The organism is Candidatus Vagococcus giribetii (genome assembly GCF_017316185.1).
In the GTDB taxonomy this organism is placed as follows: Bacteria; Bacillota; Bacilli; order Lactobacillales; family Vagococcaceae; genus Vagococcus; species Vagococcus giribetii.
Genome location: NZ_JAFLVX010000028.1, coordinates 36504 through 47840, shown reverse-complemented (window position 1 = coordinate 47840; position 11337 = coordinate 36504). Strand labels below are relative to the sequence as shown.

Genomic DNA, 11337 nt, shown 5'->3' with positions numbered 1-11337 from the left:
CATGCAGGGCACACCAAAAAGACACAGTAAACCAAAAAGATTTACTGTGTCTTAGTTGTAGTACCAAATGTACCACCACGATCATTTTAATGCCTACATGTTTTGATTACCATGAAACCAAAATACATGCTGAAATCTATTTACCTAGGCGTTCGTTTAATTCTTTAGCTAATTCTTCAAATCCTGGTTTACCAAGTAAAGCAAACATATTTTTCTTGTAAGCTTCTACTCCTGGTTGGTCAAATGGGTTAACACTATTTAAGTAACCTGAAATACCTACTGCAATTTCAAAGAAGTACATTAAGTAACCTAATGTATAAGCGTTTGTTTCAGGAATTGTAATAACAAAGTTTGGTACATCGCCATCTGTATGAGCTAAAAGAGTTCCTTCAAATGCTTTTGTATTAACAAAGTCAATTTCTTTTCCTTGAATGTAACCTAAACCATCTAAATCTAATTCCATTTCAGGAATCGTTAAGTCATGACGTGCTTTATCTACTTTAATAACTGTTTCGAAGATATTACGACGACCTTCTTGAATGTATTGACCTAATGAATGTAAATCAGTTGAGAAGTTAGCGCTTGATGGGTAGATACCTTTTTGGTCTTTACCTTCAGATTCGCCAAATAACTGTTTCCACCATTCAGAGAAGTACTGTAAGCTTGGCTCATAGTTAATTAATAACTCAGTTACTTTTCCTTTACGGTATAACACATTACGTAATGCTGCATATTGATAAGCTTCATTTGTTGCTAAATCATCTGAACTATAAGCTGCACGTGCATCTGCTGCACCTGTCATCAAGTCATCAATGTTAGCGCCAGTTACAGCGATTGGTAACAATCCAACAGCCGTTAAGACTGAGAAACGTCCTCCAACATCATCAGGAATAACAAAAGTTTCCCAATTTTCAGCATCAGCTTCTACTTTTACTGCTCCGCGTTCTTTGTCAGTAGTTGCGTAGATACGTTTGTTTGCTTCTTCTTTACCATATTTTTTAACGAGTAATTCTTTAAATACTCTAAACGCAATAGCTGGTTCAGTTGTTGTACCTGATTTAGAAATGACGTTAACTGAGAAATCACGATCACCAATGATGTGAATTAAATCAGTTAAGTATGAAGAACTAATACTGTTTCCTGCAAAGAATACTTGTGGTGCTTTTCTTTCTTCGTTATCTAATAAATTATAGAAAGAGTGGTTTAGAAAATCGATAGCAGCTTTTGCTCCTAAGTAAGATCCTCCAATACCAATGACAACTAATACTTCTGAGTCTGATTGAATTTTTTCAGCGGCTGCTTTGATTCGGCCGAACTCTTCTTTGTCATAATTAACAGGTAAATCGATCCATCCTAAATAATCACTACCTGCTCCTGTACCCTCTTTTAATGATTTATGCGCTGCACTAACTTCAGCTTGCATGTATCCTAACTCGTGTTCACCAACGAATTTACCGATGTTAGAATAGTCAAAACTAATATGTGACATAGCCATCCTCCTATATTTTATGTGTTTGTTCATAATAATACATCAACATTCTACCATTATTTCAGAGTTTTCACATCAAATTTTCTGAAATAATTCAATTCTGTTACTTGTAACTAACTTATCTATACCAATCCTTGACTAACCATTGCTTCTGCCACACGTGCAAAACCAGCAATATTAGCTCCTGCGACTAAATCAAATTCGCCCACATATTCTAATGATGTTTGACGAGATGTTTCGTAAATATTTTTCATAATTTGATTCAGTTCTGCATCAACTTTTTCAAAAGTCCAAGGTAAACGTTGTGCATTTTGAGCCATTTCTAAAGCTGAAACCGCAACACCACCAGCATTAGCTGCTTTACCAGGGCAATAGATAATTTTGTTTTCTTTTAAGACTTCTAAGGCTTCTAAAGAAGTTGGCATGTTAGCTCCTTCTGCAACAATTGCCACACCATTTTTAACCAATTGATTAGCTAATTCTTTTGAAATTTCATTTTGAGTTGCACAAGGTAGAGCCACATCATAATCAAACTCTATGTCCCAAATATTTTTACCTTCATAAAACTTAGCATTCGGATGTTGTTCAAGATATGTGTTGATTCGCTCTCTTTTAACTTCTTTAATGTCTTTGATTAAATCTAAATCAATGCCATCTGGATCAATTAAGCTACCTGATGAATCAGAACAGCCATAAACACTAGCACCTAATTCTTGTGCTTTTTCAATAGCATAAATAGCCACATTTCCGCTACCAGAAACTAATACTTTTTTACCTTTGATGCTATCATTGCAATCATTTAATAAATGTTCCACAAAGTAAACTAAGCCATAACCAGTTGCTTCTTTTCTGGCTAAACTTCCCCAATAAGCTAATGGTTTTCCTGTCAGAACGCCTGCTTGGTAACCATTTAGACGTTTGTACTCACCAAACATATAACCAATCTCTCTTGCTCCAACCCCAATGTCTCCTGCTGGAACATCTTCATTTGGTCCAATGTATTTTTGTAATTCTCTCATTAAACTTTGACAAAAACGCATGATTTCTCCGTCTGATTTTCCTTTAGGATCAAAATCACTTCCGCCTTTTCCTCCACCAATTGGTAGAGAGGTTAGACTATTTTTGAAGATTTGCTCAAATCCTAAGAACTTAATCACACTTTGATTCACAGTCGGATGGAATCTCATACCACCTTTGTATGGTCCAAGAGCAGAGTTATATTGAACTCGGTAACCTGTATTGATTCGCCAAGCACCTTTGTCGTCCATCCAAGGAATTCGAAACTCAATGATTCTTTCTGGAATTAAAAGCATCTCTAAAATATTTTTTTCCATAAATTCAGGATGTTTTACTAAAAAAGGCTCCACAGTTCCTACGAACTCTGCAACAGCCTGTAAGTATTCGGGTTGATTAGGATACTTTTCCCTTTGATTTTCTTCTAATTTAACTAAATACTCTTTGACATTATTCATTGCATCACGCCCTTTATTTTTAATAGATTCAGTATAGCCTAAAATTTTCAAATATCAAGAATTTTTCTTAGAAGCTTTTTTCTATTTTTATGATTAAACTGTGATAGAATAAGAATCGACTAAACAAGGAGGCTTATAGATGACAGATTTTGATGTGATCGTGGTAGGTGGTGGAACAAGTGGTATGATGGCTGCTGTTTCTGCTGCAGAAAACGGGGCAAAAGTTGCCATTGTAGATAAAAACAGAATGCTAGGTAAAAAATTACGACTAACAGGTGGTGGACGTTGTAACGTCACAAATAATCGCCCACCTGAAGAAATCATCGATTTCATTCCTGGTAATGGGAAATTTTTATATAGTGCTTTTTCTCAATACAATAATTATGACATTATGGAATTTTTCGAATCAAATGGTGTCCCTTTAAAAGAAGAAGATCATGGTCGTTTATTTCCTGTAGCCAATCAATCTAAAGCCATTATTGAAGGCTTACAAAAAAAACTAAAAGCACTTGGTGTGACGTTTATTATGAAATCAACTGTGTCGGCGGTTTCAACAGAAACTGGACAAGTTACAGGCGTGGTGACGACTGAGGGACAGGCTTATTCTTCTCATTGTGTAATTTTAACAACTGGTGGAAAAACGTTCCAATACACAGGCTCTACAGGCGATGGCTATAAATTAGCAAAAGCATTAGGGCATACAGTTACGCCACTTTTCCCTACTGAATCCCCTATTAAATCAAGAGATTCTTTTGTCCAACAAAAAACTCTCCAAGGCCTTTCTTTAAGAGATATTAGACTCTCTGTGATGAATCAAAAAGGCAAAGAAATTGTCGGACATGAGATGGATATGTTATTTACTCACTTTGGTGTATCTGGACCAGCCGCATTAAGATGTAGTATGTTTGTTAACAAAGAACTCGAACTTGGCTACGGCGATGTGACTTTAGTGTTAGACGCTTTACCTAAAATGAGTATAGCTGATTTAATTAAGGCTATTGATGAACGAATAGCAGATCAAGGAAATAAATCCATTAAAAATGGCTTAAAACACTTATTACCAGAACGTTATTTAGAGTTTTTATTAAAAGAGTTAAACATCGATGATAATAAACCATTGAAACAACTGACAGACGAAGAAAAATTAGCATTCTCAGAGTTAGTCAAAGGCTTTATTATTACAGGTTATGAAACCTATCCACTAGACAAATCATTTGTTACAGGTGGTGGGATTGAACTAAAAGAAGTGAAACCAAAATCCATGGAAAGTAAACTAGTCGACGGCTTATTCTTTGCTGGTGAGTTACTAGATGTCAATGGTTATACTGGTGGTTACAATATCACCGCAGCCTTTGTTACTGGACATGTTGCCGGAAAACACGCTGCAGAAATTGCAAGTTACTTTAACTACTAAAAATAGAGTAGGTCAAAAGTCGTTTTGCTATTAGAGAAAAATAAAAGACTAAACATTGTTTTTTTTAACAATGTTTAGTCTTTTATTTTGTCAACTCTTCAAAGCTACCCCTTAATAAAGTGACTAGGACTTTCGGATCAATCTCAAGCTGTAAACCTCGCATGCCTGCTGAACAATGAATCGTGTCCAACTCTTTTGCCTCAATAGCAAAAAAAGTAGGAAATTGTTTTTTCATGCCAACTGGAGAGCAACCACCATGAATATAGCCTGTTAAAGGTTCTAATTCCTTCATCGGTAACATGTCTACTTTTTTATTCCCACTAACTTTAGCAATTTTTTTTAAATCTAATTCTTTATTTCCTGGAATCACCGCAACTAACGGACCTGTCTTATTCCCCACTGCTACTAACGTTTTAAAGATTGTTGATTCCTCAATCCCAAGCTGTTTCGCTGTGCTTTTAGCTCCTAAATGATCCTCAGAGTATTCATATTCAGATAACTTAAATGAAATTTTTTTCTGTTCTAAAAAGCGAACAGCATTTGTTTTAGCGACTTTTTTCTTCACCAAATAAAGCACCTTCATTCTTTTTCCCGATAATATCTAAGCCTTGCCTTAATTCAGGTATTTTCATTTGTCCTGGAGCTGATTCGTATTTTCCAGAAGACGCAAAAGTTAAAACAGAGCCAAATAACTCTCCTGTTAAGCGAGTTAAGCGTCCGATTTCTCCCATTCCAACTAACACAAAGGGAATCTCTTCTCTTTCTTCTTGAATATGGTTGGCACTTGATAATATATCAAGTACATCTGACATAGAATGAGGCATAACTGCCATTTTACACAGGTCTGCTCCCATATGTCTCATATCAAAGATTGTTTCAGTTAACTCACTTTGACTAGGCGTTTGCTCAAAATCATGAGCTGACAGCAAGACTTTGACGTTATTCTTTTTAGCGTATTGAACCACATCTGTTTCGTTATCTACTAACTTAGCTAGTTCTAAATCAATGATATCAACTAATCCAGTATGAACCATATAGCGATTTAGCTCAAAATAATAAGGTATCTCAATGTCTTGACCCCCACCTTCATCTAGTGTTCTGAAAGTGAAGATTAAAGGCTTATCTTCAATGGCATAACGGATAAAATAAGCTGCTTTTCTCATAAACGAAATATCATTGACATACATAAAATAATCCGCACGCCATTCTATTACATCGCAATCCATCTTACTAATTCTTAATGCTTCGGCAAACAACTCTTCAAAATTGCTAGCAATTAAAGAAACACAAACTTTAGGTTGTCCTGTTCCTAATGTTAGATTTCTGACCTTTAACTTAGACATCTGCATCTTTCCCATCTCTTAAAAAATTCTTCTTAAATAATCTCATAAACAAGTACTTTTAAATAATTACCCTCAGCGAAGTGTTTTGAGACAACAAAATCTTCTGGCAATCTAAATTGTTTGATTGGTTTATATCTTCTTTGACCATTAGTAATTCCTTTTTCAACCATTTTCTCAAAACGGTCAAAAGAAACATTAGCTGCATTCGTTGAAGCAATTAACATACCATGTGGTTCGATAATTTCAACTGCTTCTGTAGTCAATTTACTGTAATCTTTTGCTACAGAGAACGTTTTTTTCTTATTTCTAGCAAAACTTGGTGGATCTAATACCACTACATCATAGCTTAACTCTTTCTTCTTAGCGTATTTAAAATAATTAAACACATCCATAACAACAATTCGTTGTTGATCTAAATCCATGTCATTTACTAAAAATTGTTCCTGTGTTTTTTCTAAGCTTCGTTTAGCTAAATCAACACTAGTTGTTTGGGTAGCTCCTCCACTGACAGCTGCAACAGAAAAAGCTCCAGTATAACTAAACATATTTAGTAAAGTTTTTCCATTAGCTAGACCTGAACCTAATAAGCCTCTGACTTCTTTTTGATCTAAAAAGATTCCTGTCATCAAACCTTCATTTAAATAGGTAGCGTATGAAACACCATTTTCTTTAATTATTAAAGGTTCTTGTGCTTCTTCTCCCCAAACAAATTGAGACTCAGGTAAAGAATCATCTTTAAAACGTCTTTTCTCATAAATCCCTTTTGCTTCAGGTAAAGCACTCTTGATTTGTTCTAATAGCATTTCTTTAAAAGAATAGATAGTGTCATTGTACCATGAAATGACTAGAAAACCTTGATACCAGTCAATGGTCATACCACCAAAGCCATCTCCTTCACCATTAAACAAACGAAAAGCTGTCGTTTGTTCATCAGAAAAAAAGTGTTTTCTTCTATTAAATGCCTTTACTAATATTTGTTTGATTAGACTAGGTGTGATTGTTTCTTTCTCTTTAAAACTAAGAACCCAACCAAACCCTTTATTTTGACTTCCTAAATAGCCGTAGCCTAAAAATTGGTTGTCTTCACTTTTGAACTCAACAAACTCATTGGCAGGGACAAATGTTTCTCCTACTAATAAGTCTTCTTTATGAATTAATGGAAATTGTTGATTAAATTGTTTTTTTGCTTTATTTCTTACTTTAATTTGTTTCATTAAAAAAGCCCTTTTCTCTTTCTATTTACACTATCTACTATATCAGTTTCTTGAAGTTGCTTCCACACTTATTTATCTCATGCCAAAGTCTGAATTTTTGAATTTTTACTCATAACAATTGACACAATTTTTTTTTGAAGGTAAAATATATTAGTATGTTTATATTAACTACAGATTTAATAAACAAGGGTTGGAATATAGAAAGGAAGTCTATCTGTGAAACATAATTACTATAAAAATATACTAAACACGAGGTTAGGATTCTTTGGGCTATTAGCTATCCTATTGTGGGTAAAGAATATCTTTGCTTACTTAGTAGATTTTAACTTAGGAATTGAAAATGCTTTTCAATACTTCATTTTATTCCTAAGCCCTATACCTACTACGATTTTTCTTTTATCCGCAGCATTATATGTTAAAAGACCAAAAGCAGCCTATATCTCGATGATCGTTATCTCCATGCTAACGACACTTTTATTATTCTCTAATGTTATTTACTACCGAGAATTCACAGACTTTATTACTGTAAACACCATGCTAGGTGCAGGTAAAGTTTCATCAGGTCTTGGAGAAAGTGCCTTGAGAATGTTCCGTCCATACGACATTGTGTATTGGATTGACTCAATCGTCATCATAGTATTGCTTGCAACTAAAAAAATCAAAATGGATGAGCGTCCAGTTCGCGCAAGAACGTCACTAGCTATTACAAGTTTTTCAGTGTTCTTATTCGCAGCTAACTTAACATTAGCTGAAATGGATCGTCCAGAATTACTAAAACGTACTTTCTCACGTGATCACATTGTAAAATATTTAGGTATGAATGTTTTTACTGTTTATGACGGTGTGCAAACTTACCATGCTAATCAACGTCGTGCTCAAGCAAGTGAAAATGATTTAATTGATGTTCAGAATTATGTAAAAGGACATCAATCAGCGCCAAACCCAGACACGTTTGGAATGGCCAAAGGAAAAAATGTTATCTATATCCATTTAGAAAGTTTCCAACAATTTCTAATTGATTATAAGTTGAAAGACGAAAATGGTGTGGAACATGAAGTAACACCTTTTATCAATAGCTTATATCATTCAAATGAAACCTATAGCTTCAGTAACGCTTTCCACCAGGTTGGTTCTGGTAAGACAAGTGATGCTGAAACAATGTTAGAAAATTCATTCTTTGGACTAAGTCAAGGTCCTCTGTTTACTCAGTTAGGTGATAAAAACACCTTCCAAGCAGCTCCTGATATTTTAAAACAAACACAAGGATACACAAGTGCAGTCTTCCATGGTAATGGCGGTGCTTTCTGGAATCGTAATGAAACTTATAAACACTTAGGTTATGATTACTTCTTTGATGCTAGTTACTATGACGTGACTTCTGATAACTCTTTCCAATATGGCTTACACGATAAACCGTTTATGGAACAATCAGTACAATACTTAGAACATTTACAACAACCGTTCTATTCTAAATTTATTGCAGTAACTAACCACTACCCTTACTCTCAATTCAAGGGTGATGAAGCTGGTTTCCCAGTTGCTAATACACCTGATCCAACGATCAACGGTTACTTCGCAACGGCAAACTACTTAGACAAAGCTGTTGAAGAGTTCTTCACTTACTTGAAGAAAAGCGGTCTTTACGATAACTCAATCATTGTTATGTACGGAGATCACTACGGTATTTCAAACTCAAGAAATAAATATTTAGCTGAATTAGTTGGCAAATCTAAAGATGATTGGAACGAATTTGACGACGCTCAAATGCAACGTGTTCCTGTTATGTTCCATATCCCTGGTCAAACAAATGGTAAAGTTTCTGATACTTATGCAGGTCAAATTGATATCTTACCTACTCTTCTTCATTTATTAGGTGTTGATACAAGTAACTACATTCAATTAGGTCAAGATTTATTATCTAAAGATCACGATCAAGTAGTAGCCTTTAGAAATGGTACTGTGGTAACACCTAAGTACACGATTATTGGTCAATCTGTTTACTTAAACGAAACTGGTGAATTATTAAATGAGTTGACTGACGAACAAGCAGCTGAAGTCGAAAAAGCTCGACAAGCTTCTAATACACAATTAACCATGTCTGACGCTTTGACAAATGGTGACTTATTAAGATTCTATACTGAAAGTGGTTTGAAACCTGTTAACCCAGAAGATTATGACTACAAAAACGGTCTAGAAAAAATGACAGCCATTGAAAAAGAAAAAGGCGATAAATCAACAAGTGTTTACTCACAACATGGTAATAAATCAACTCAAGATATGTATGAAACAAAATCATATCAAGAGTATTATGGACCTAAGGAAAAAGAGACAACACAAACCTCAACATCTGAAAAAAGTGAATAAATATTAACGAAAAAGACTTTAGTTTTCATGCTAAAGTCTTTTTTATTCATATTTTTTTCACAACTACTCGGTATAATTTTCCTATGGAGGTAAAATTGATGACAAATTTAAAACAATCTTTTAAAGCAGCAAGATATCATAAAAGAATGAGCATTAGCTTATTTGTTGTCTTTTCACTTTTTTTAATGTGTCTTGCCTTCCTTTCCCAATTACTTGATACTCAAAAAATGACCTTAAATTATTTATTAGGCAAGTGGGATCAACTCAAAACAATCCTGCCTCAATTTGATACAGAATTAAACAAGCATTTGCTAAAGAGTAATGACCTGATTGTGACATTCTATGATCACATTAGACTGATCATTCTACTAACATCATTTATCGCTTTCTTTTTACTAAGTGTTTACTTTACGAAAGAAAGAAAAGAAGAGCTTTATTCCCTTTCTTATATTGGAATAAAAAGACGCGAGATGTTACCTAGACTTTTACTTGAGTTAATTTTCCCAGTGATTATTAGCCTACCTGTTATTCTATGTGCTTTTTTAGTTTTTCATAATCAAATTATTAATGAGAGTATTCAGACTAACCAAAAAGTCATGAATCATTATTTCCAATCGGAGAAACTTGTGAAACGAAAAGATGACCTTTTCCCTGATACTAAAGAAAAAGAGAAAGAAGATCATGTTGTTTCCCTTAATTCTGATAGGACACTTCTTCCTTACAACCGAACATCAATACTTGATGTCAAAGTGTCTACCCTCTCATTTAATCATGTGTTTTCAACCCTAATAGCTAATTTCTGCCTTCTTTTTATTAATATGATAGTCGCTTACTCAGCCGGTTTTTATTGTTACACAACCTTTGCATTTAAGAAAAGGAGATTTGCTTCATGATAGATATTAATCATAAACATTCAGATTTTGATACAAGTTTTTTCTCAAGTAAAATTACATTAATCTATGCCCCAACAACTAATAAGCACCAAGAACAAATGATGTCCTTACTACAAGAATCAGAATCAAATGCCTACTACGGCATTTTAGGTAGAGAAAATAACATGATTCCTTTCTTATCGATTCAAGATAATTTACTCCTTGGGATTTCTAAAAAAGATAAACAATGGTTTATTTCAGAACTCTCTCGTTTACTTTTTCAGTTTAAACTTCAAGGATTAGACTTAGAAACAACTGCTATGACCCTTTCTAAAAATGAACAACTTGTTTTACAAATGCTCCGAGCTATTGTGTTAAAACAGACTATTTTTATCATTGATCCAATAGATTCTTCAGAAAAAACAAGTCAATTTTTATTTAATTTGATGCCTATTTTGAAACGTGTTGCTCAATTACAAGAAGCATCACTAATTATTTCATCTCATAGCTCACTTGTTGCTGAGAGTCCTTACTACGATCATTGCTTATTAATCAATAATATTATCTAAAAGAAACAACTAGTAATTTTCACCTGGTTGTTTCTTTTTTTACTACCTATATTAATATGGCTAATGAAGCAACTCATTTCTGTTTTAAACGGTTTCATATTATACTAATAACATAACAGTTAATTATTTTTGGAGGTTTTTATCAATGACAGATGTTAAAAAAATGAGTGCAGATGAATTTAAAGTAGGACAAACGTTTATAAGTGAAGAGTATCAAATTCCTTTAGACGAAATTATAGAATTTGCTACAAAGTATGACCCACAACCTTTCCACGTTGATGAAGAAAAAGCAAAAGACTCTTTCTTCAAAGAGTTAGTGGCTAGTGGTTGGCATACAGCTAGCGTCACAATGAAATTATGGATTGACAGTATTCCCTTTGAAAAAGGTGCTATTGGCCTTGGCGTTAACTTAGAATGGAATAAACCGGTTAGACCTGGAGATACGCTACACGTAGAAAGCACCATAAAAGAAATCAATCCTTCTAAATCACGACCTGACCGTGTCTATATGAAAGTAGAGTCAAAAGCCATTGATCAAGATGGTTTAGTTTGTGAAACAATGACTGCTAATTTAATGACATTTAGATAACAAAAAACAGA

At 34.1% G+C, this 11337-nt stretch carries 10 protein-coding genes; 5 read left to right on the top strand and 5 right to left on the bottom strand.

The window, feature by feature from the left end; genetic code table 11:
* Positions 1–136: 136 nt before the first annotated feature.
* On the bottom strand, positions 137–1489 hold the full coding sequence (locus DOK76_RS10870; RefSeq protein ID WP_206967690.1) for a glucose-6-phosphate isomerase: 1353 nt from the start codon (positions 1487–1489) through the stop codon (positions 137–139).
* Positions 1490–1611: 122 nt separating this feature from the next.
* The gene (gene gdhA / locus DOK76_RS10865; protein ID WP_206967688.1) at positions 1612–2961 is read right to left on the bottom strand and encodes an NADP-specific glutamate dehydrogenase; all 1350 of its coding nucleotides are present in this window, start codon (positions 2959–2961) and stop codon (positions 1612–1614) included.
* 139 nt (positions 2962–3100) lie between these two features.
* Between gdhA and DOK76_RS10860 the strand changes: the two genes are divergently transcribed.
* Entirely contained in the window at positions 3101–4375 is a 1275-nt protein-coding gene (locus DOK76_RS10860) for a BaiN/RdsA family NAD(P)/FAD-dependent oxidoreductase (protein ID WP_206967686.1), read from the top strand.
* Positions 4376–4457: 82 nt separating this feature from the next.
* On the opposite strand, the gene ybaK is transcribed toward DOK76_RS10860, so the two are convergent.
* From ybaK to DOK76_RS10845, 3 genes are read right to left on the bottom strand one after another with little or no spacing between them, the layout of a single operon-like run.
* On the bottom strand, positions 4458–4943 hold the full coding sequence (gene ybaK, locus DOK76_RS10855; RefSeq protein WP_242542290.1) for a Cys-tRNA(Pro) deacylase: 486 nt from the start codon (positions 4941–4943) through the stop codon (positions 4458–4460).
* Positions 4921–5718: a type I 3-dehydroquinate dehydratase gene (gene aroD / locus DOK76_RS10850; protein WP_206967682.1), complete on the bottom strand. Its 798-nt coding sequence runs from the start codon at positions 5716–5718 to the stop codon at positions 4921–4923. Before aroD ends, ybaK begins: the two co-directional genes overlap by 23 nt.
* A gap of 32 nt (positions 5719–5750) precedes the next feature.
* The gene (locus DOK76_RS10845; RefSeq protein ID WP_206967680.1) at positions 5751–6932 is read right to left on the bottom strand and encodes a class I SAM-dependent rRNA methyltransferase; all 1182 of its coding nucleotides are present in this window, start codon (positions 6930–6932) and stop codon (positions 5751–5753) included.
* A gap of 216 nt (positions 6933–7148) precedes the next feature.
* On the opposite strand from DOK76_RS10845, the gene DOK76_RS10840 reads away from it, so the two are divergent.
* The 4 genes from DOK76_RS10840 (at position 7149) to DOK76_RS10825 (ending at position 11326) form a co-directional block, all read left to right on the top strand.
* A complete protein-coding gene (locus DOK76_RS10840; protein WP_206967677.1) occupies positions 7149–9296 on the top strand; it encodes an LTA synthase family protein in 2148 nt (715 codons plus the stop codon).
* A gap of 98 nt (positions 9297–9394) precedes the next feature.
* On the top strand, positions 9395–10189 hold the full coding sequence (locus DOK76_RS10835) for a hypothetical protein (RefSeq protein WP_206967676.1): 795 nt from the start codon (positions 9395–9397) through the stop codon (positions 10187–10189).
* On the top strand, positions 10186–10737 hold the full coding sequence (locus DOK76_RS10830) for a hypothetical protein (RefSeq protein ID WP_206967674.1): 552 nt from the start codon (positions 10186–10188) through the stop codon (positions 10735–10737). Before DOK76_RS10835 ends, DOK76_RS10830 begins: the two co-directional genes overlap by 4 nt.
* Positions 10738–10882: 145 nt before the next feature.
* Positions 10883–11326 carry a MaoC family dehydratase gene (locus DOK76_RS10825; protein WP_206967673.1) on the top strand — a complete coding sequence of 148 codons (444 nt, stop codon included), beginning with the start codon at positions 10883–10885 and terminating at the stop codon, positions 11324–11326.
* Positions 11327–11337: the final 11 nt, after the last annotated feature.